Genomic DNA, 21675 nt, shown 5'->3' on the forward strand with positions numbered 1-21675 from the left:
TTAGTGAAAGTCGCGGCTGCTGGTATCCAGCTTGCCCAGCAGCGGCGACAGATCGAGCAGGCGTTTCGCCACCAGATGGCTGACGCCATCCTGGGTTTGCCAGACCCCATATACGCCCATCAAGGTCGCTGCCCGCAATTCCTTGCGTTGCAGATCGGCCAGATCGGGCCAGACCACCACATTGACGGTGCCGGTTTCATCTTCCAGGGTGACAAACACCACGCCCTTGGCCGTACCTGGCCGTTGGCGCACCGTGACGATGCCGCAGCCGCGCGCCAGCTGGCCATTGGCAAACGTGTTTAGCACATCGGCTGGCAGGAAGCGTTTGGCGCTGAGTTTGGCGCGCAGCAGCGCCAGCGGGTGACGGCCCAGAGTCAGTCCCAGCGTGTGGTAATCGCTGACGATATTTTCCGCTTCTCCCGGCGGCGTCAGCTGCAATTCTTCTTCATGGACCTGGGTTTGTCTGAGCAAGCCTTTTTCCGGCGCGCTGACCAGCGCCTGCCATAAGGCCTGGCGGCGGTTTCCTGATAGCGGTGCGAGCGATCCTGCGGCCGCCAGCGCTTGCAACTGATCGCGCCTGAGCCCGCTGCGCAAAGCCATGTCCTGGAGATCGCCGAAAGGGCGCACTGCGCGCGCCGCTTCAATTTCTTCCGCATTCTCGAAGCGCAGGCCGCGTACCAGGTTCAGTCCCAGCCTGACGGCCGGCCGGGCGGCTGCGGTTGATTCCAGCGTGGCTTCCCAGTTGCTGACGTTGATATCCACCGGCAGCACATCGACGCCATGCCGGCGCGCATCCTGCACCAGTTGCGAAGGCGAATAAAACCCCATCGGCTGGCTGTTCAGCAATGCCGCCAGGAAGGCTTCCGGCTCGTGGCATTTGAGCCAGGAACTGGCGTAGGCCAGCAAAGCGAAACTGGCGGCGTGGCTTTCCGGAAAGCCGTATTCGCCGAAACCCTGGATCTGGCTGAAGATGGCTCTGGCGAAACTCTCGTCATAGTCTTTGGCGACCATGCCATCGATCAGCTTGCGTTCGAATTTTTCCAGGCCGCCTTTGCGCTTCCATGCCGCCATCGAACGGCGTAACTCATCGGCTTCGCCTTGGGTAAAGCCGGCAGCGATGACGGCGATCTGCATCACCTGTTCCTGGAAAATCGGTATACCCAAGGTGCGTTCCAATGCTGGTTTCAATGCATCCTTGGGATAGACAATATCTTCCTTATTCAATTTTCTGTTTTTCAGGAAAGGATGCACCATGCCTCCCTGGATCGGCCCCGGCCGGACGATGGCGACCTGGATCACCAGATCGTAGAATTTTCGCGGTTTTAGCCGCGGCAGCATGCTCATCTGGGCCCGGCTTTCAATCTGGAACACGCCTATCGTATCGGCCTTGCAGATCATCTCGTAGGTGACCGGGTCCTCGCGCGGAATATCCTGCATTTCAAAGACTTCGCCGCGCTGGAACGCCACCATTGCCAGCGCCCGCTGCAACATCGACAGCATACCTAGCGCCAGTACATCGACCTTGAGAATGCGCAGCGCATCCAGGTCGTCCTTATCCCATTGCACCACGCTGCGGTTTTCCATCGCAGCGTTTTCAATAGGCACCAGCCGCGACAGCTTGCCGCGCGAGATCACGAAGCCGCCCGGGTGCTGCGACAGATGGCGCGGAAAACCCATCAGCGTATGCGAGAGTCCGGCCCAGTGCTCGGCAATCGCGGTTCCTGGCGCGATGCCAAGTTCGCTGAAATTCTGTTGCAACTGTTGTTTGTCATCCCACCAGCGCTGTGATTTGGCGACTTGGTCGACCAGGCCCGGATCGACCCCAAGCGCCTTGCCGACATCGCGCAACACGCTGCGCGGCCGGTAGCTGATCACCACGGCGGTCAGCGCGGCGCGGCGGCGGCCGTATTTTTCATAGATGTACTGGATGACTTCTTCGCGCCGCTGATGCTCGAAATCGACGTCGATATCGGGCGGCTCATCGCGCTCCTTGCTGATAAAGCGACCGAACAGCAAGGTGCTGCGGGACGGGTCGACTTCGGTAATGCCGAGGCAGTAGCACACCGCCGAATTGGCCGCCGAGCCACGTCCCTGGCAGAGAATGCTTTTCCTGCGGGCGAACTCGACGATGTCGTACACCGTCAGGAAATACGATTCGTATTGCAATGCATGGATGATCTCCAGTTCATCTTCCAGCTGGTTTTGCACCGCAGCCGGAATTTCATCGGCATAACGCTTGCGTGCGCCGATATAGGTTTGCTGGCGCAGGTAACTGGCTGCGGTATGGCCCGCCGGCACCACTTCATCTGGGTATTCGTAGCGCAGCTCATCCAGCGAGAAATGGCATTTCCCGGCGATTTCCACGGTCGCCGCCAGCGCCGCCGCCGGATAGAGATTGGCCAGCCGCAGACGGGCGCGCAGATGCTGCTCCGCGTTCGGGGCGAGTGCATAACCGCAAGCCGTCACCGGTTTGCCGATGCGGATTGCCGTCATCGTATCTTGCAAGGGCTTGCGCGAGCGCCGGTGCATGCAGACATCGCCGGTAGCCACGATCGGCAGGCCTTGCATCTGCGCTACTTGTTCGATCACTGCGCGTTGTTGTTCATCGCCAGCCTGATGCAGCAAAGTCAGGCCGATCCAGCAGCGGCCGGGGAAATTGATGTGCAGCCAGGCGGCCTGGCGCGCCAGCGTATCGTGGGTTATGTTTTGTGTCGGCAACAGAATCAATAAACAGTCGGGTAGCTGGCGCAAGTGGGCATGGTCGGCGTCAGGATTGTCCAGATCCTGCGGCCGCAACAGATAGTGGCCTTTGCCGGCGCGGCTGCGCGCCAGTGTGATCAGTTCCGACAGATTGCCGTAGCCTTCGCGATTCTGCGCCAGTGCAATCAATGAAAACACTGGACTGCCATCGGCGTCATGCAATTGAAACTGGCTGCCTATCAGCAGTTGCAATGTGTGCTTTTTTGCTTCTACATGCGCGCGCACCACGCCTGCCAGAGAGCATTCATCGGTGATCGCCAGCGCACGGTAATCAAGCTGGGCCGCACGCTCCACCAGCTCCTCGGGGTGTGAGGCGCCGCGCAGGAAGCTGAAATTCGAGACGCATTGCAGCTCGGCGTATTCTGGCAGCACGCCGGGAATAACCACTGATGACGGTGCAATAGGGGAAATTTCATCCATGATGGCTACCTGTTTGTTTGCAGTCAGGCGAACAGGCCGTGCAAGAACCAGCGGACTTCGGCGCCGCTGCGTTCCCGGTAAATCCAATAGCAGGCGGCCTCTTCGCCTTCGGCGACGAAGTAATCGCGTACCGCCGCCACGCCGTCCCACCAGCTGCATTCGATACGTTCAGGTCCGACAAGTAGCCGTAAAGGAGAGCTGTAGAAAGGGCGGTGGTTGCGGGTCGTCAAGGCTAGCGGCGTTTTCAACAGCCAGAACGGGCGTTGCGGCTGGACGCTACGGATGGTGTCGTCAGATGCACGCCGGAGCTGGTCGGTGGCGGCTTGCCAGGCGTTGGCGACTTCCGGCCGGTGATCGGCGTATGCTGCAGGCTGCAGCACGTTTTCACTGCCGAGCCGTGCGCTTAATAATTCCAGCAAACGTGCATAAGCACCCGGCGTACCGCCTGGCTCGGGAAACAGTGAAGCAGTCGGCGGCAGCATCGGCGCTACGCGGGTGGCTTGCAGGCGCAAGGCGATGACCGGCGCATCGAGTTGCAAGCGGCCTAGCCGCTCTTTCAGCAAACGCAACAGGTGCTCTTCATGCCAGGCCGGTTCCGCCAATGCGATTTCCAATGCGGTTGGCGCAATCGCCTGGCGACCGCGTTCATGTTCCAGCGACAGTACGAAGCAGGAGACCGCGAGTTGCTGCGCCACCAGCCAGCCTATCATTTGCAAAATCAGGCGGCGCGCCGCAAACAGCACCGCTTCGGCGTGTTCGATCCGGTCTGGCAATTCCAGCCAGGCGGAAAAGGAAAGCGGCGCTTGTACCCATTCAAATATTTCCGGCGTCGCGCCGTAGGCGTGGTCCAGGCTTTCCAGCACCTGTTTGTCGCTGCGTCGCTGCAAACCGGCGCGCGGTAATTTGCGCAGATCGGCCAAGGTTTTGCAGCCGATGCCCGCCAGCCAATCCTGATAGGGACGCACTGCCGGCAAGATCATGAACGGTAAGGCATCCAGCCGCCGCTGCATGCCAGCGATGTGCAGGCTGCGCCGTTGCCTGGGTAACGGCGGAGTGCGGTGCTGGCAGCGGTAACGGGCCAGCAGCCACGCGCCTTGGGCTGTCGGCGCCATGCTTAACTGAAGCGTGAAGCCGAGCGTCTGGATGCTGTCGCGGATGCGGCGGCACAGAGCAAGCCGCCCGCTGAAAGCGCTCAAGCTGGCGCTGACGTCAAGCAGCAGCGAATTCTCTTCAGCGTGCGTTACTTCGGGCGTGTATTGCAACAGCGTCAGTGCGATGTCGTCGCGTGCGCCTTGTTCTCGCGCCGCTTCGCGTTCGCATAGCAAGGCCTCCGGCGCCAGCGCAAGCACGCCGCCGCGGCGCATGCCCGGCCGTATGCCGCCGGCAGCCGCGCTGGCTGTCATGGTCAGCACCTGGTCGTGCTCCATGACGGCGAGCATGCAGGGCTTAGCCCAGCGCGGGCGCAAGGTTTCCAGCGCGAGCAGTGGAAGATGTATGCCTATCCAGAGAGCCATGGTGAGGTGATGCCGAAGGGTTGAGAAAAATAACCGGAGCCGCCACCGGCGTGATTTCAGGAATGATCGCAGGCAAGGGCAGGTAAAAAGCCTGTTCGTGCTGGGGGCCTTTGCGTTTGAGCAGCTGGATTTCGACGCCATTTCGCGCCGGCTGCAATGACAGGCGCAAAGGGGAGGGTGACGATTCGTGCGCGGCGTTCAAGGGGCGGATCATCCACAGCATGGTGTCGCTGGCCTGCGCCGCCAGATGCAAGCGACGTAAAGCTTCACTGCGAATCTGCGATTGCCATACCAGCAGTGCGCCGCAACTGCCGTTGCGCAAGACCTGTTCCGCCGACCACAGGGCATCAGTGCTACGCGCGGCCTTGATCCATAGTAATTTCTCTCCGGGCAACCCCGCGCTATTCCAGGCGGCGATCTGCGGCAGGTGCGGCGGTTGCAGCAGCACGATCCGGCGCTGTTGGGCAATCTGCGCCAGCGCCGGTTGCAGCAGACGCATTTCGCCGCAGCCGGCCTGGTGCAGCAGCAGTTCGATCAGCGTCGCATGTGGCCAGCCTCCGTTTGGCAGTTCCCGGTCCAGCAATGCATGGCCGGAAGCCGTGACCAAGCCCTGGTAAGACCCCATCTGATTTGCGCGCCACAAGGCATGCGGCAAGGTCGAAACGACTGATTGAACCGCAGCGGCATGGCTGGAGAAGGCGCTGGCAGAGTAAGACATGACGAAATTGAAACAATGGATGACTTAAGGGATGATAAATTATACTGTATATATGTACAGTATAAATTCAATCCTGACTTAGTCAATCCATGCAGCGAATCTTAGCCAGATAAAGATTCCATTACGTTTGGCATGGAAAAGGCGTAAATATCGGCGACTACTATCGGCGACTACTTAGAGGCTGTTGCAAACACAGCTGGCTAGGCGCGCCGACGAAGACAGTACGAACAGTACGGCTAGGAGGGTGTAGCAGGGGTTTCAGACGACACTGTCGTCTGCCTGCGGAACGGCCCGGGCTTGCAAGCCCGGCGCGCCCTGCAAGGGCAACAGCGCCAGATGTGTTTGCAACAGCCTCTTAGGCAGCAGTGGCCTGAAGCGGCGGGTTATATCGGGCTGAGCGAAAATAACCCGCAACCCGATTCGCAAACCAGCCGAGTCCGGAACACAGCAGAAAATAGATCAAGCCGATAAACAAGAATATCTCGGCTGGATAAATCATTACCCGGCTATTCACCTGCGCCGCCACAAACGATAATTCACCCACGCCGACGATGTAAGCCAATGAACTGTCCTTGATCAACGTCACCCATTGATTGACAAAGGACGGCAGCATCATCTGCAGCGCTTGCGGCAGCACGATATAGCGCAACACCGACATGCGTGTCATTCCCAGGGACAAGCCGGCATCCCATTGACCTGTGCGGATACCGCTGATACCGGCATGTACCGAATGCGCCAGATAAGCTCCGCCGATCAGCGCCAGCGCGCACATTACGGACAGCACGCCAGGCACATCGATATGGAACACAACAGGCAGTAAAAAGTACGTCCAGAAAATCAGCATCAGCACTGGAATCGCCCGAAAGAAGCCAAGCACCATGGTCAGCAACAGATTCAGCCAGCCGCGCGACAACGACAAACTGACGCCGAGCACCAGGCCCAGCACAGCCGAAGCCAGCGCAGAACCCAGGCTGAGCAACACAGTCAAGGCTGCGCCGCCCAGCGGACCGTCGGGATAAGCACCCCACAGCAGATACGGCAGGTTGTCCGTCAGCACGCTCAACTGTATGCTCATCGCTGGCCGCCGCTGATCAGTTTGTGCCGACGCTGGATCAGCTGTCCGATGGTTTCGAGCAGGGCGATGGCGGCGATGTAAAACAAGGTCGCTACGCCGAAAGCCTGAAACGTCTTGAAGGTTTGTGCTTCGACCTGGCGCGAGGTGTAAGACAGTTCAGCCAGGCCGATAGCCATGCTCAGGGATGTGTTCTTGATGATGTTCATGTACTGGCCAAGCAGGGGCGGCAAGGCGATACGTGTCGCCTGTGGCAGGATCACATAACGCAATACCTGCCAGCTACTGAAGCCGAGTGCAGCCCCTGCCAGCCGCTGTGCTTCGGCCACGCCGCGCATGCCAGCACGGATTTCCTCGCTGATATAGGCGGCGGAATACAGGCTCAGGCCGAGCACCGCGCAGAGTAATTCGAACGAGGGCCATGTCAGCCTCAGGTACGGCCCCAGCGCCACGTCATGCACCGTATTCAGCCACGCTCCGGCGCCTTCAGGCAGCAGGCTGGAGACGCCGAAATACCAGAAAAAAAGTTGCACCAGCAGCGGCGTATTGCGGAAGAGCGAAAGAAAGGTTGCCGCCTGCAATGACAGCCAGCGTCGATGGCTGGAACGCGCTGCGGCAATCACGATACCGAGCAAGGTCGACAGCACGCTGACCACCGCAGAAACGTAGAGTGTCATCGATAGGCCGTCGAGGAGCCAGCCGATGTATTTCGGGGCCAGCATTTGCCCAAGAAGCGATTGAAATTCAGTCATTTTTACTTTGCTGTTACCTTTGCTGCTACCAATGGGGCTAATCAGATCTAAGAGGCTGTTGCGAACACAGATGGCTAGGCGCGCCGACGAAGACAGTACAAGCAGTACGGCTAGGAACGGATGGTCGCCTCGACGTAACAACGCCAGGTGTGTTCGCAGCAGCCTCTAAACAAAAAAACACTGGCGAACCGCAAGGGTTGCCAGTGCAAGACAGACATCAAGCGTAATCAGTTCTGGCTCAGTTTGGTGTCGCCAATCTTGAACAGGCGCGGCAGCGGCGACTTGCTGTCGGGGCCGAACCATTTGTCGTAGATCTTTAGCGCGGTGCCATCTTTTTCAAATTCGCGCAGGGTATCGTTGAGGGTGTTCACAAGCCGGGTTTCACCCTTAGGCACGCCGACGCCTTCATATTCCTCGGAAATGGCAAAGGCTGGGATCTCATACTTCTCCTTGTCCGGAATATTGGCCAGCAGCGCGATAAGCTTGGATCCATCCTGGGTAATCGCCTGGACATTGCCGTTGCGCAGAGCCGCCAGGGCAAACGGCGTATCGTCGTACAGCACGACCTTGGCGGCGGGGTATTTCTCGCGCAAGGTAGTTTCCATGGTGGTGCCTTTGTCGGTGCCGATCCGCAGTTCAGGAATTTGTGCGGCATTCTTCAGCACGCCTTTTTTACTCAGGAACTGTTGCCCAGAAGCGAAGTAGGGGATGCTGAAATCAATCACCTGGGCGCGTTCCGGATTGATCGTGAAGTTCGCAAACACCAAGTCGACTTTTCCCGAAGTCAGCAAGGGAATCCGGTTGGCCGGATTGGTCGGGACCAGCTCGACCTTGACGCCGAGTTTCCTGGCGACTGCGTTGGCGTAATCGACATCCAGTCCGATGATTTTGTTGGTCTTCTGGTCGATAAAGCCGAATGGCGGATTGCCGTCGAAAGTGGCGACGCGCAAGACGCCGGCTTTCTTGATGTCGTCGAGTTTGTCGGCATGCGCCAGACCGGATAGCAGCGCCAGGCTGGCAAATAAGATGGCAGTTGATTTCATTTTTTAGTCCCTGTTAATGTTTCCGCTTGTTCCCGTTATTCAGGTAGATCGAAAAACGATCACCATGCAGAGAAGATTAACAAAACAAAATCACGCAGTGAACGACCAAAGTTGCATTTGAATATTACAAGTTTGTGGGCGTTGTCCGAGGCGGCTGCGAGCGCAAGCCGAAACATCGTTAGAATAAGCAAAACAATCACTCAGGAGCATGGAAATGGCAGTCAGAAAAAAAGTCGCATTGGTCACTGGCGCAGGTTCCGGCATCGGCAAGCACATCGCCCTGGCCTTGTTGCGTAACGATTACAGCGTGGTGCTCGCAGGGCGGCGCATCGATGCGCTAGAGGCAACGATGGCCGCCGCGGGCGCGCAGGCGGCGCATGCAATGCCGGTGTCGACGGATGTCAGCGACCAGGCTTCGGTCAGGGCGTTATTCGAATCGATCAGGCAGCAGTTCGGCCGCCTGGATTTGTTGTTTAATAATGCCGGAATCTTTACCAAGTCGGCATCGCTGGAGGAGGTTGATTTCGCACAATGGAAGGCCTCAGTCGATGTCAACCTGACCGGCGCTTTCCTGTGCACGCAGGAAGCGTTCAAGATCATGAAGGCGCAAACGCCGGGCGGCGGCCGCATCATCAACAACGGCTCGATCGCTGCGCACGTGCCGCGGCCGAATTCGGTGGCCTATACCGCCACCAAACACGCCATCACGGGCCTCACAAAATCCACCTCGCTGGATGGCCGCAAATACAATATCGCCTGCGGCCAGATCGATATCGGCAACGCTGCAACCGACATGACGGAGCGCATGGAACAGGGCATCATGCAGGCCAATGGCCAGGTGGCGGTCGAGCCGACCATGTCGGTTGAAAACGTCGCCAATGCGGTGTTGTACATGGCGAGCCTGCCGCTGGATGCGAACGTTCAGTTCATGACGGTGATGGCGACCAATATGCCGTTTATTGGCCGCGGCTAGGCAAGCGCAGGTTTGCCATGAGCTAGATCCTCACTACGGCTTCAGCTTCACATTGAAGGCTTCGCCGGTGGCGAAGAAGGCGCCGCCAGACAGGTAGTGCAGAGAGTGCTGGTCCTCACTGGGGAAGTGCCAGCGGCCATCCGAAAATGCGGCGGCGTCGGCCCAGGCGGCGACCACCTCGGCGATGAACAGATCGTAACGCTGCTGGTTGTGCGGCTCCGGAATGATCTTGCATTCCAGCCACGCAAGGCAGCCGGACATCAGCGGCGCGCCGATTTTCTGCGATGAAAAAGTCGCGATATCCAGCGCCGCGAACTTGTCGCCGTCGCGTCCGGAACGGGAGCCTACCGCCAGCGTCTGTTCGGCCTGAGCGCGGGTAGGAATGTTCAGCGCAAACTCCCCTGAGGCTTCCACCAGTTCACGCGTCAGCGTGCTTTTATCGATCACTACCAGCACTTTGGGTGGATCGAAATCCAGCGCCATGGCCCACGCTGCCGCCATCACATTGTTGGCGCCTGCGTGGGCGCTGGTAACGATGGTGGTGGGGCCGTGATTCAGCAGGCGATAGGCTTTGGCAAGTTCTACAGCTTGAATGTTTTGCATGATGGTTTCTGGAGTGAGATACGAGCGCACAGTTTATCCGACTGCCGGATTTTCAGTGCGATGGGCTGGATTGCCACAGCCGGAGCCATGTTTCAGGCAACGGGGTAATTTCGAAAATAGCCGGATTTATCCTTGACAGGGTTATTCTTTCATCTATAAACTTCGGTCATTGCATTATATGGAGGTCCTTGTGGACTCTGGTTCTAATAGTAGAAGTGGATGGGCGATCGGCCCGGCACAACACGCATAGCAGTAGCAGACCTCCCTCCGCTACAACTCTGCGTACGCCGAGTTGTAGATGCGATCAGCAAGACCGCGCTTTACATCCCCATCCAATCATTTATCCGCTTATTCCGTCGTTTCTGCCTTGCAGTGACGTGATTTTTCGCGCCCCGCCTTTATGGCTGTGTCCGCGCTGACTGATCGCGTCCTTGCTTTTGCTGAATGCCGGTTCGAGGAGATTGGCATGGTCCATTTTTCCAGGCACGTCGTTGCCGCCCCACGCTGCATGAACGTCGTTGTTCATCCAGTTCATCCACCAGCTGCCGGTCGCCTTGGCTGCCGCTCCAGCGCGTTTATAAAGGAATGTTGATATGGACTGTCCCCCCAGTTGTCCCTTACATAAAGCACCTTTAATACGCGAGCAGGGCGCACAGCATTTTCATTTCCAGCCTGAAGCATAGTCAACGGCTGTAGTTCGCCGCCCTTGCTCGCCTTCGATCACGGTTCTCCTCCTGGAGGGCCGCTATGCAAACACGTCTATCGAGGCTAATCATGACTATCAAATCATTCATCAACGCTCAGCAAAAACGTGCTGTGGACACGCCATCCAAGGGCTGGACTTTCGGCTGGACTTCGTCCCAGGCCGCCAGCCATGCCCGCGATGTGCGCTCTCAGCAATCGCGCCAGCCAGTCCAGAGCTGCGGCATGTACGGCACGCTGATCGACGGCCGTTAAGGAGCAAGCATGCATCAGCAATTTTTATCCGCAAGAAACGCCGTATTGCTGGCGCTGCTGATGGCGCTGGCCTGGCTGCTTATTCTGCTGAGTATATTGCTGCCTGCGGTCGAGCACGGTCCGCAGCAGGTGCATGTTGCTCCCATCCTCATGCCGCAATAAAAAAATCATGTTCTCGTCTCGATAACTCGCGAGAGCATCCCGCCAATCACTTGCCAACACAAGGATACCTATGGAAGACGACAGCGAAGGTGGCGATAGGTCGCCCGCTTGGATAGTCAACACGATAACCAACGCGGGCGACCTTCGTCCTGTTACACCGATCAACCGAACACGCATGACCGTGGCGCGGCAGGGAATCGTATTGTCTGAATAAACAGATGATTTTTCTTGCCGGCGGCATGGCGTAGGAGAATTACATGACTCAGACACCCCAGCATAAAACCGGCAAGTCCAAGCAAAAGCAGAAAGGGTTCATTGCAGGATCCTCTGTGCCGGAACAAAAAATTTCAATGCGCATTGTTGAAGAATCCGGCAAGCCGATTCAAGCCACCTTCGACCGCACCAAAAGCTCACCTTTCGGCTTGTTTTCCCATGACGCCGCCGAACGCTTGCAACGCTCCGGTCCCAATGAAGTCGCCCACGACAAGGCGCCGCACGCGTTGGTCCAGCTGGCCCTGTCTTTCAAGAATCCTTTTGTTATCGTGCTGCTGATATTGGCGACTATCAGCTATGTCCTCGATGTCCACCTGGCTGAACCTGACGACCGCAGCTGGACGGGAGTGATTATCCTGTTGTCGATGGTCACCATCAGCAGTCTCTTGCGTTTCTTCCAGGAATATCGCTCCAACAAGGCGACGGAGCGCTTGAAATCCATGGTGCGCACGACCGCCACTGTGCTGCGCCGTAGCAATGATGCCGCCAATCCCCAGCGTCAGGAAATTCCCATGCGCGAACTGGTGGTGGGTGACGTTGTCAGCTTGCAAGCCGGCGACATGATTCCTGCCGATATACGCCTGTTTTCTTCGCGCGACCTGTTCATCAGCCAAGCGGTGTTGACAGGGGAGGCGCTGCCGGTCGAAAAGTACGACACGCTTGGTGCAGTAGCGCAAAAATCTGCCGATGCGGCGGGCGACGGCCAGGCTGATCTGCTCGATTTGTCCGATATCTGTTTCATGGGAACCAACGTCGTCAGCGGCACTGCGACCGCCGTGGTGGTCGCTACCGGGGCCAATACTTATTTCGGCTCGCTGGCGAAGAACGTGGTTAGCCACAAACGTATCGAAACCAGTTTTGACCGCGGCGTCAGCAGTGTTTCATGGCTGTTGATCCGCTTCATGCTGGTGATGGTGCCTATCGTGTTCATGATCAATGGCGTGACCAAGGGCGACTGGATGTCGGCCCTGACATTTGCGCTGGCGGTGGCGGTCGGCTTGACGCCGGAAATGCTGCCGATGATCGTTTCCGCGAATCTGGCCAAAGGCGCGATGGCGATGGCGCGCCGTAAGGTGGTGGTCAAGCGCTTGAATTCGGTGCAGAACTTCGGCGCCATGGATGTGCTTTGCACCGACAAGACCGGTACGCTGACCCAAGACAAAATCATCCTGGAACGCCATCTGAACATCAAGGGCAACAAAGATGAAAGCATCTTGCAGCTGGCATGGTTGAACAGTTTTCACCAAAGCGGCCAAAAAAACCTGATGGATATCGCGATTGTCAGCCACGCCGACGAACGCGGTCCTGCCGCCAAGCTTCTGCAGTACAGCAAAGTCGATGAAATGCCTTTCGATTTTGTACGGCGTCGCTTGTCGGTGATAGTGGAAGATCAGGGCGGAGCGCAGCTGATGGTGTCGAAAGGCGCCGTGGAAGAAATGCTGGCTGTGTGCAGCCATACGCAGGAGGGCGATGAAATTCGTCCTTTAGATGACGTGGCGCGTACGGCGCTGTTGGAAAAAGCGCGTGAATACAACGAAGAAGGTTATCGCGTGCTGATTGTGGCAACGCGCCAGATCGATGCGGCACATGCCAAGCCGCAGTATAAGACCGAAGATGAGGTGAGCCTGATAGTGCGCGGCTTCCTGACTTTTTTCGATCCACCGAAAGATTCCGCTGCACCGGCGATTCGGGCTTTGCAAGAATACGGTGTCGCAGTCAAGGTATTGACTGGCGATAACGCCATCGTCACGCTCAAGGTTTGCCGCGATGTCGGCCTCGATCCAGGCACGCCGCTGTCCGGCCAGGAAATTGAGGCGATGTCGGAACAGCAACTGAACGAGGCGGTGAAGTACACCACCGTTTTCGCCAAGCTGACGCCGTTGCAGAAATCGCGGGTCGTCAAGGCCTTGCAGGCAAATGGCCACACCGTCGGCTTTCTGGGCGACGGCATCAATGATGCGCCGGCATTGCGCGATGCCGACGTCGGCATTTCGGTCGACAGCGGCGCTGATATCGCCAAGGAAACCGCCGATATCATTTTGCTGGAAAAGAGTTTGATGGTGCTGGAAGAGGGCGTCGTCAAGGGCCGTGAGACGTTCGGCAATATCCTCAAGTACCTCAACATGACCGCCAGTTCCAATTTCGGCAATGTGTTTTCGGTGCTGGTGGCGTCGGCCTGGCTGCCGTGGGAGCCAATGCTGGCGGTGCATCTGCTTATCCAGAACCTGATCTACGACATTTCGCAAATGATGCTGCCTTGGGACAAGATGGATGAAGACTTCCTCAAGAAGCCGCGCAAGTGGGATGCCGGAAATATCCGCCGTTTCATGATCTGGATCGGCCCGACTTCGTCCGTATTCGATATCACCACCTATATCCTGATGTGGACCGTATTCGGTGCCGGTGCAATGTATGCAGCCGATGGCGGTAGCGCAGGTCAAAGCATCATGAATTCCGGCTGGTTCATCGAGGGTCTGGTATCGCAGACGCTGGTGGTGCATATGCTGCGTACCCGCAAGATCCCGTTCATCCAGAGCACAGCGGCGCTGCCGGTGCTGCTGTCGACCACGATTGCCATCGGGATCGGCTGTTACCTGCCGTTCTCGCCGCTGGCAGCGTCGATCGGTTTCGTCTCCCTGGATAAGTCGTATTTCCTCTGGCTGATCCTGACCATGGTTGGCTACATGATCCTGGCGCAGACCGTCAAGACGATCTACATCCGCCGTTACGGCCAGTGGTTCTAGCGTACTGATCAAAAGCGTGGCCGGCAGCCGGATTAAAGCATATCCGGTTGCCGATTCGCAGTGCATTCAAATTGTGGAAAATTATTGGAATAAAGATATGAAAGTCTTACTCAGCTTAATTGGCAGCAGCTGCGCCCTGGCGTTTTCTCCATTGGTCCAGGCGCAAACGGAAGCATCGGCAGCAGAGAAAAAAATCGTTTCGCAAAGTGCCGTGACATTTTATGGCGTACTGGATGCCGGCGTCACATTCGTCAACAACGAGGCCGGCCATGGCAACGCCAAGCTGGATACCGGCGTGATGGAACCCAATCGCTGGGGTGTGAAAGGCGTGGAAAATCTGGGTGGCGGCTTGAGCGCCTTGTTTCAGCTGGAAAGCAGCTTCAACCTGGACGACGGCAGCTTGTCTTCACAAGGAACCTTGTTCGACCGGGTGGCCATGGTCGGCTTGAGCAACCAGTTTGGACAGCTTACCTTCGGCACGCAGTACGATCTGATCAACGACTATGTGACGCCATTCAACATCAGCGCCAGTTCTAGCGGCTACGCCTCGCATCAAGGGGATTTTGACCGTATCGCGGGCAATGCCATCCAACGTTCGGTCAAGTTTGCCAGCGCTGATTTCAAAGGGCTGACTTTTGGCGCCCTGTATGCGTTCGCCGACAAGAGCCAGCATCCCGATGAAAACAATGCCGAGGGCGCTGGTAGTGGCAATGCTTGGAATATCGGTGCGCATTATGCCAACGGACCGTTCTCCGCCGGTGCTTCCTATATGCGCCTCAATACGCCGCGCGGAACACAAGCGATCGGGCCATATCAAAGCTTGGGCCTGACACACTTTCTTGGGCAACCGACGTTTACCATCGATCCCAGCAGCGGCGACCGGATTCCGATTAACAACATGGCCATAGACAGCCAGAAGATTTTTGCCATTGGCGCTGCCTATGAAATGGGGGATTTGACGGCGATGGCCAATTTTGCAGATATCGAGTTTCGCGGTTTTGGCCAGGCTTCGGATTTGCGCCTGATAGAAATCGGCGGCCGTTACCGTCTCAGTGCTGCGCTGGATGGCACAGTGGGCTATCAGCGCATGCATTTTGAAGATACGAAGGCGAATCAGTTGTCGCTGGGTCTGGACTATCATCTGTCCAAGCGCAGTGATCTCTATGTGTCAGCCGATTATCGCAGGGCTTCACGCGGTGTGAATGGCGTGATAGGGAATTCGTTTGCGCCGTCGAGCAATAGCGCACAGGGGTTGCTACGGGTTGGAATGCGGCACGTGTTTTAATACGTAGTGCGCAGTTGAGTCGGGAAAACCTGATTCAACTGCGCAATCGCGACCGCGTTGCTGAGTCTCCGGCACTTAGTTTCCGTTACTGCGTCTTCGTTACTTTACTCAAATGCCGCGGCTGGTCCGGATCCATGCCGCGTGCCACCGCCAATTGCGCCGCCATCACATAAAAGGCTTGAATCGCTACAATCGGATCAAGATCCGGCGTGGCGGCGATCGGCAAGGTAAGGTCGCGCGCGGCGACGTCGTCCGGCGCAGCCAGCAATACCTTGGCGCCCCGGCCGCGCATTTCATCGGCGAGCTTGAGCAAACTGGTTTGCGTTGGTCCGCGAGTGGCGAAAATCAACAACGGATAACCTTCATCGATCAAGGCCATCGGGCCGTGCTTGATTTCAGCGCCGCTGAAGGCTTCGGCCTGGATCGCCGAGGTTTCCTTGAATTTCAAGGCCGATTCCAATGCCAGCGGCAAGCTAATGCCGCGTCCAACCACCATGATGCGGGAGGACGGCGCCAGCACTTCGATCGCCGGGCTCCAGTCGAGTTGGGTGGCGGCTGTCAGCGCCTGCGGCAAGGCATCGATGGCCGCCAGGAAAGCGGCGTCGTCCTGCCAGTGTGCAGTGAGCCTTGCTGCAGCCACCAGGCTGGCGATAAAGCTCTTGGTGGCGGCGACGCTGAGTTCGGCGCCGGCATGTAAGGGCAGCGCCCATTCGGCGCTGTCAGCCAGCGGCGAAGCCGCATCATTGACCAGTGCAACGGTGGTGGCGCCGCTGTCGCGGAAATAGCGGATCGGTTCGATCACGTCAGGACTTTGGCCGGACTGTGAAATGGCGATAGCGAGCGCGTCGCGCGCAATCAGCGGCGCCTTGTTGAGCGTCACCAGCGATAGCGGCAGCGAGGCGACGATGCGGCCCAGGCGCGCCATGATCAGATAGGCGCAATAATTGGCGGCATGGTCAGAACTGCCACGCGCCACGGTCAGGATGCTGGAGGGCGGCGCGGCTCTGAGGCGCTGTCCGAGTTCGGCATAGCGATCATTATCCTGGCCGAGCTGCAAGGCAACATGTTCTGCCGCCGAGCGGGCTTCTTTAAGCATCAACGAGGTCAATTCTTTCTCCTTCTACATAAACTGCTTTGAGTTTGAGCTGGCGATCCAGCACCAGGATATCGGCGAAACAGCCTTCTTTCAGGCGTCCGCGTTCTTGCATGCCCAGGTAGTCGGCGGGATAGGTAGAGACGCGCAGCGAAGCCTCGGCGATATCCAGTCCGAGCGACACCAGGTTGCGCAGGGCCTGGTCCATGGTCAGCGTACTGCCAGCCAGGGTGCCGTTGTCCAGTCGCACGCCGCCCAGGCACTTGTGCACCACCTGACGACCCAGCATGTAGTCGCCGTCCGGCATGCCAGACGCAGCGGTCGAATCGGTGACGCAATACAGGCGCGGAATTGCACGCAATGCAGTCTTGATCGCGCCCGGGTGGACGTGCAGCAGGTCAGGAATCAGTTCGGCGTATTCGGCATGCGCCAGGGCGGCGCCGGCCATGCCCGGCTGGCGGTGATGGAATGAGCTCATTGCGTTGAACAGGTGGGTGAAGCCGGCTGCGCCGTTTTTCAGGGCGGCGACGCCATCTTCATAGGTACCCAGGGTGTGGCCGATCTGAACTCGCATGCCGAGTTGCGACAGGGTTTTGACCAGCGCCATGTGGCCGTTGATTTCCGGCGCAATGGTGATCAGCTTCAATGGTGCAAAGCTGCGTAGCCAGTCGATCTGCTCGACCGATGCGGCAATCGCGAAATCTGGTTGGGCGCCAAGCTTGCCCGGATTGATGTAGGGGCCTTCCAGATGCGCGCCCAGCACGCGGGCGCTGCCTGCGCGGCGTCCGCGGCAAGCTTTGCCGATGGCGCCGAGCGCCGCTTCCAGTTCTTCCGGCGGCGCTGTCATGGTGGTGGCCAGCATGCTGGTGGTGCCATGCTGTGCGTGCAGGCGCGATACCACATGGACGGCATCGCCGGCTTCCATGATGTCCTTGCCGCCGCCGCCATGCACGTGCAGGTCGATAAAGCCGGGCAGGATATAGTCTCCCTCGGCCGGGGCTTGCTCCAGCGACTCGCCGCGGATTTCGGTGATCATGTCGTGAAAGCCGATGCTGCCGGCGATCCAGCCTTCGGTGGTCAGGACATTGCCATGTAGTTGGGTCAGGTTGCTGCTGGTACTCATGTGGGTTCTCCGGCGAGCTCGGTTGCAAGTTGTCGGCGCAATAACAGCAGTGCGCCGGTTGCCGCGTCGGCGCGCGGCGTGATCGCGCGTGATTTCAATGGCTCCGGCAGGTAGGCCCGGAGCGGACTGGCGAGACCGCCGCAAAGAGCGATCGGCAATTGTTGCGTAGGATCCAGCGCTCGTGCGATCTCGGCGATTTCGACGCCGGCTTTGCGCAAGATCGTCTGCGCGGCTTGGTCGTGGCCTGCATGCGCCACCACCAGCGGCGCCAGTTGCGCGAAGATGCTTTGGTTGGCGCTATTGACCCAAGCGATGACGCGTTGCCGGTTCTGGTCGGTGCTGAATTCGTCGCCGCCGCCGCAAAAGCTGATGATGGCCTTGGACAGCGGTCCGGCTTCGGCGCGGCCATCCAGCGCCCGTTCGACATGGTTGGCGGCGCGCAGGCCGATCCAGCCGCCGCTGGCCTCGTCGCCCGTCTGGAAGCCCCAGCCGCCGACTTCACGCCGGCTGCCGTCGGCCAGCAAGACTTCGCCGACGCTGCCAGTGCCGATGGCGACGACCACACCGGGTTGCCCCAGATGGGCGCCGAGCAGGGTGGTGAAGGCATCGGTACCGATGGCGAGTGCGCCGAAGCCTGGATTCTGCTCGGTAAACTGGGTTCCCCACTGCGGATTGTTGACACCCGACAAGCCGCAGCCGGCAGCAATTGCCGGATAGGGCGGGCGTGTGATGCCCGCCGTCAGGAATGCGTTATCCAGCGCGGTGACGATGGCGCACCAGGATTTACTGGTGCCATGCATCAGCGCTGACGGCCCACTGCTGCCGTCGGCGACATGGCTGCCATCCGGCCGTTCGACCCGGATATGGGTCTTAGTGCCGCCGCCATCGACGCCGATCAGATATTCGAATGCTGTTTTCAACTTAATCCCCACGCCATTTTCCGAGGCGCATAGTGTATCTATTTCTATTGTTTGGATGAAATCATATTTCCTGGTTTTAGCCGTTCCAAGGCCAGCCCCTGGGCGTCGAACACGTGGAAAGCGCTGCTCGGCGCAGACAGGGTGACGGTATCGCCGATATGCACCGGGTTGTTGCCATCGCCACGCACCAGCAGATCCTGGCCGTCCTGCAGGGTGACATAGATGAAATTCGCCTCGCCCAGATGCTCGACGATGCTGACTTTGCCGGTGAATACTTCACCACTATGCGCGTTTTCCAGGATATGTTCAGGGCGCAGGCCAACCGTGACGGGATCGCCGGCCTTGGCGTTCCCGGGGGCAACGTCGGCGCGGATTTCCTGGCCGTTGGCAAGCTTGATGCGCAGGCTGCCGGCTTCAACTGCGCTCACGCTGCCGCTGAACAGGTTCATTTTCGGCGAGCCGATGAAAGTCGCGACAAACAGGTTTTTCGGCCGCTGGTACAGCTCCAGCGGCGATCCCGCCTGCTGGATGAAGCCATCGTTCATCACCACGATCTTGTCGCCCAGGGTCATGGCTTCGACCTGGTCATGGGTCACGTAGACGATGGTCGCTTCCAGCTGCTTGTGCAGCTTGGCGATTTCCAGACGGGTCTGGACGCGCAAGGCAGCATCCAGATTGGACAGCGGTTCATCGAACAGGAACAGTTTCGGCTTGCGCACGATGGCGCGGCCGATGGCGACACGCTGGCGCTGTCCGCCCGAAAGTTCGCGCGGCAGCCGGTCCAGCAAATGGTCGATTTTCAGGATGCCGGCGGCGTGCCGGATGCGCTGGTCGATGGCTGCCTTGTCGGCGCCGGCGATTTTCAGGCCGAACGCCATGTTCTTGTACACGGTCATATGCGGATACAGGGCATAGCTCTGGAACACCATGGCGATGCCGCGTTCAGCCGGCGGCAGGTGATTGACCACGCGGTCGCCGATCGACAGTTCACCGCCGGTGATCGATTCCAGACCGCACAGCATGCGCAGCAAGGTGGATTTGCCGCAGCCGGACGGGCCGACCAGCACGACGAATTCGCCGTCCTTGATTTCCAGGTTGAGATCGGCGAGCACGTTTTGCTTGCCGTCGTACGATTTGGTGAGTTGCTTAACGCTTACGTTTGCCATAGGAGTCTCGTCTTCTGCTTTGTTTTGCTTGGTTGCGTCTTACTTCACCGCGCCGGAGGTCAGGCCGCGAATCAGTTGCCGCGAGAATATTACGTACATGACCAGGATCGGGATCACCGCCAGCGATAGCGCCGCCAGTACCGAGTTCCAGTCGGTCACATACTGCCCGATGAACTGCTGCACGCCGAGCGTGACCGTCTTGGTTTCATCGGAAGGCGCCAGAATCAAGGGGAACCAGAGGTCGTTCCAGGCTGGAATCATGGTGAATACCGCGACTGTCGCAATCGCTGGACGGATCAGCGGCAGGATGATCTGGAAGAAGATCTTGAACTCGCCAACGCCATCGCAGCGCGCCGCATCCTTCAGCTCCTTGGGAATCTGGCGGATGAATTCGGACAGGATCATCACCGCCAAAGGCAAGCCCTGCGCGGTGTATACCAAGATCAACGCAGTGCGGGTATTGATCAGGTTCAGACTCACCACCAGTTGCAGGATCGAGACGGTGCCGAGCCGTATCGGAATCATGATGCCGAGCGCCAGGTACAGCGCCATCAAACGGTTGCCGCGGAACTTGTATTCCGACAAGGCCCAACCGGCCATCGCGCCGAACAGCACGATCAGCGCGAGCGAGCCAAGCGTCACCACCAGGCTGTTGCCGAAGTACAGCATGAAGTTGGTGTTATGCAGTACTTTTTCAAAGCCGATCAGCGAGAACGAATCCGGCGTCGGAAACGCCAGCGGGTTGTCGAAGATGGCGTCGCGCGACTTGACCGAATTGATCAGGATCAAAGCGATCGGAAACAGCGCAATGACCGCATAGCCGCACAGAACCACATGGACCCAGATACGGCCCAGGTTGGCAAAGCGGCTGCGGGCGACGACTGGCGCCGGGGTGGAGGCCGCGGTAGAAGAGAGCGAGGAAATGGAAGTCATGATCTGTCCCCGTTACAGTTCGTAGCGTGTCAGCTTGCGCTGCACAAAATAGAAATAAGTGGCGACGCCCATCAGGATCACCAGGAACATCAGCGTAGCTACTGCCGCGCCCATGGTCGGGCTGCCGATTTGCGCCTGGTAGCCGAAGAAGGTGCGGTAGAAGAACGTGCCCAGGATGTCGGTGGTGTAGTTAGGTCCGGCCAGCGCACCCTTGACCGAGTAGATCAGGTCGAAGGCGTTGAAGTTGGCGACGAAGGTGAGGATGGTCACCAGGCCCAGCGTCGGCAGGATCAGCGGCAGCTTGATTTGCCAGAAGATACGGAAAGAACTGGCGCCTTCGGCATACGCCGCTTCAAGTATTTCTTCAGGTACCGCTAGCAGTGCGGCATAGATCAGCATCATCGGGATGCCAACGTATTGCCAGACCGAGATCAGGCCGAGCGTCACCAGCGCGGTGGTTTCCTGCCCCAGCCATGGCGCAAAGTAATCGCCCAGGCCGACGTGCTGCATCAAGCCTTCGCCTACGCCCCACAACGGCGACAGGATCAGCTGCCAGATAAAGCCGATGATCACGACTGACAGCAAGGTCGGCAAGAAAATCAGGGTACGGTAAGTGCGCGCGCCGCGCAGCCCTTTGAGGCTGAACAGGGTAGCCAGCAACAAACCGATCGGATTCTGCAGCAGCATGTGAATCGCGAAGAATTTGAGATTGTTCAACATGGCGTTCCAGAACGCCTTGGACCAGTCCGAATCGAACAGGATGGTATGGTAATTGGCCAGGCCGACGAAGCTGTGGACACCGGCATCGTTGCTGGTGTAAAAGCCGAGGCGCAGGGTATCCAGCAAAGGCAGGGCGCTGAACATGGAATAGATGATGACCGCTGGCGCCAGGAACACCACGATGTGCCAGGGAAAGGTCTTTTTTTGAAGATTCATTCTGGTTTTCTTTGAATGCAAGTTCACTAGCAGGCGCAGCAGCTTCACGGGGGAGATCGTGAAATGGCCGCCCGCTGAGCGAACTCTGAAATACGAACGCGATGGCGGCTTATTATTGTGTGCGTATTTTTGTACGTGTGCCGTTCTTCACGGGTTCACCTTGGCGGCAAACCTTGGATGCCAATGTAGTACCTGTAGTCTAGGATATTACTTCAGTACTACGCTAGC

19 protein-coding genes are annotated in these 21675 nt (G+C 58.3%); 5 read left to right on the top strand and 14 right to left on the bottom strand.

What is annotated here, in order from left to right:
• From LT85_RS09825 to LT85_RS09850, 6 genes are all read right to left on the bottom strand, one after another.
• Nucleotides 1-3180, bottom strand: coding sequence for an error-prone DNA polymerase (locus LT85_RS09825; protein WP_052135001.1), 3180 nt, complete (start codon nucleotides 3178-3180; stop codon nucleotides 1-3).
• Nucleotides 3181-3203: 23 nt separating this feature from the next.
• The gene (locus LT85_RS09830) at nucleotides 3204-4694 is read right to left on the bottom strand and encodes a Y-family DNA polymerase (protein ID WP_038488023.1); all 1491 of its coding nucleotides are present in this window, start codon (nucleotides 4692-4694) and stop codon (nucleotides 3204-3206) included.
• Nucleotides 4627-5412: a translesion DNA synthesis-associated protein ImuA gene (gene imuA, locus LT85_RS09835; protein WP_052135003.1), complete on the bottom strand. Its 786-nt coding sequence runs from the start codon at nucleotides 5410-5412 to the stop codon at nucleotides 4627-4629. The genes LT85_RS09830 and imuA overlap by 68 nt, the downstream gene beginning before the upstream one ends.
• Nucleotides 5413-5767: 355 nt before the next feature.
• Nucleotides 5768-6481: an amino acid ABC transporter permease gene (locus tag LT85_RS09840; RefSeq protein WP_038495716.1), complete on the bottom strand. Its 714-nt coding sequence runs from the start codon at nucleotides 6479-6481 to the stop codon at nucleotides 5768-5770.
• A 2-nt stretch (nucleotides 6482-6483) separates the two neighbouring features.
• Nucleotides 6484-7236: an amino acid ABC transporter permease gene (locus LT85_RS09845; RefSeq protein ID WP_038488025.1), complete on the bottom strand. Its 753-nt coding sequence runs from the start codon at nucleotides 7234-7236 to the stop codon at nucleotides 6484-6486.
• 227 nt (nucleotides 7237-7463) lie between these two features.
• Nucleotides 7464-8279 carry an ABC transporter substrate-binding protein gene (locus tag LT85_RS09850; RefSeq protein ID WP_038488028.1) on the bottom strand — a complete coding sequence of 272 codons (816 nt, stop codon included), beginning with the start codon at nucleotides 8277-8279 and terminating at the stop codon, nucleotides 7464-7466.
• A gap of 214 nt (nucleotides 8280-8493) precedes the next feature.
• On the opposite strand from LT85_RS09850, the gene LT85_RS09855 reads away from it, so the two are divergent.
• A complete protein-coding gene (locus LT85_RS09855) occupies nucleotides 8494-9252 on the top strand; it encodes an SDR family oxidoreductase (protein ID WP_038488031.1) in 759 nt (252 codons plus the stop codon).
• Between the two features lie 33 nt (nucleotides 9253-9285).
• Here the strand turns inward: LT85_RS09855 and LT85_RS09860 are convergent, their stop codons facing one another.
• On the bottom strand, nucleotides 9286-9855 hold the full coding sequence (locus tag LT85_RS09860; protein ID WP_038488034.1) for a flavin reductase family protein: 570 nt from the start codon (nucleotides 9853-9855) through the stop codon (nucleotides 9286-9288).
• 340 nt (nucleotides 9856-10195) lie between these two features.
• Nucleotides 10196-10381 carry a hypothetical protein gene (locus tag LT85_RS09865; protein ID WP_156117482.1) on the bottom strand — a complete coding sequence of 62 codons (186 nt, stop codon included), beginning with the start codon at nucleotides 10379-10381 and terminating at the stop codon, nucleotides 10196-10198.
• 248 nt (nucleotides 10382-10629) lie between these two features.
• Here LT85_RS09865 and LT85_RS09870 point away from each other — a divergent pair, with 248 nt between their 5' ends.
• The 4 genes from LT85_RS09870 to LT85_RS09880 all read left to right on the top strand — a co-directional run bounded on the left by LT85_RS09870 (nucleotide 10630) and on the right by LT85_RS09880 (nucleotide 15276).
• Entirely contained in the window at nucleotides 10630-10812 is a 183-nt protein-coding gene (locus tag LT85_RS09870; protein ID WP_038488040.1) for a hypothetical protein, read from the top strand.
• 9 nt (nucleotides 10813-10821) lie between these two features.
• Nucleotides 10822-10974 carry a hypothetical protein gene (locus tag LT85_RS26505; protein ID WP_156117483.1) on the top strand — a complete coding sequence of 51 codons (153 nt, stop codon included), beginning with the start codon at nucleotides 10822-10824 and terminating at the stop codon, nucleotides 10972-10974.
• A gap of 257 nt (nucleotides 10975-11231) precedes the next feature.
• Nucleotides 11232-13991, top strand: a complete 2760-nt coding sequence (mgtA, locus tag LT85_RS09875) for a magnesium-translocating P-type ATPase (RefSeq protein ID WP_081992228.1) — start codon at nucleotides 11232-11234, stop codon at nucleotides 13989-13991.
• A 97-nt stretch (nucleotides 13992-14088) separates the two neighbouring features.
• Entirely contained in the window at nucleotides 14089-15276 is a 1188-nt protein-coding gene (locus LT85_RS09880) for a porin (protein ID WP_156117484.1), read from the top strand.
• 85 nt (nucleotides 15277-15361) lie between these two features.
• On the opposite strand, the gene LT85_RS09885 is transcribed toward LT85_RS09880, so the two are convergent.
• The 6 genes from LT85_RS09885 to LT85_RS09910 are packed head-to-tail and all read right to left on the bottom strand — an operon-like array spanning nucleotide 15362 to nucleotide 21447.
• Nucleotides 15362-16372, bottom strand: a complete 1011-nt coding sequence (locus LT85_RS09885; protein WP_172657033.1) for an SIS domain-containing protein — start codon at nucleotides 16370-16372, stop codon at nucleotides 15362-15364.
• Nucleotides 16365-17492: an N-acetylglucosamine-6-phosphate deacetylase gene (gene nagA, locus LT85_RS09890; protein ID WP_038488043.1), complete on the bottom strand. Its 1128-nt coding sequence runs from the start codon at nucleotides 17490-17492 to the stop codon at nucleotides 16365-16367. The genes LT85_RS09885 and nagA overlap by 8 nt, the downstream gene beginning before the upstream one ends.
• Nucleotides 17489-18412 (bottom strand): BadF/BadG/BcrA/BcrD ATPase family protein, encoded by a 924-nt coding sequence (locus LT85_RS09895; protein WP_038488046.1) that lies wholly within the window; start codon nucleotides 18410-18412, stop codon nucleotides 17489-17491. Before LT85_RS09895 ends, nagA begins: the two co-directional genes overlap by 4 nt.
• 44 nt (nucleotides 18413-18456) lie before the next feature.
• Complete coding sequence (locus LT85_RS09900) at nucleotides 18457-19578, bottom strand: ABC transporter ATP-binding protein (RefSeq protein ID WP_038488049.1); 1122 nt, start codon at nucleotides 19576-19578, stop codon at nucleotides 18457-18459.
• Nucleotides 19579-19617: 39 nt separating this feature from the next.
• Entirely contained in the window at nucleotides 19618-20511 is an 894-nt protein-coding gene (locus tag LT85_RS09905) for a carbohydrate ABC transporter permease (protein WP_038488052.1), read from the bottom strand.
• Between the two features lie 12 nt (nucleotides 20512-20523).
• Entirely contained in the window at nucleotides 20524-21447 is a 924-nt protein-coding gene (locus tag LT85_RS09910) for a carbohydrate ABC transporter permease (protein ID WP_038488054.1), read from the bottom strand.
• Between the last annotated feature and the right edge of the window lie 228 nt (nucleotides 21448-21675).

The sequence above is a fragment of the Collimonas arenae genome (assembly GCF_000786695.1).
GTDB lineage: Bacteria > Pseudomonadota > Gammaproteobacteria > Burkholderiales > Burkholderiaceae_D > Collimonas > Collimonas arenae_A.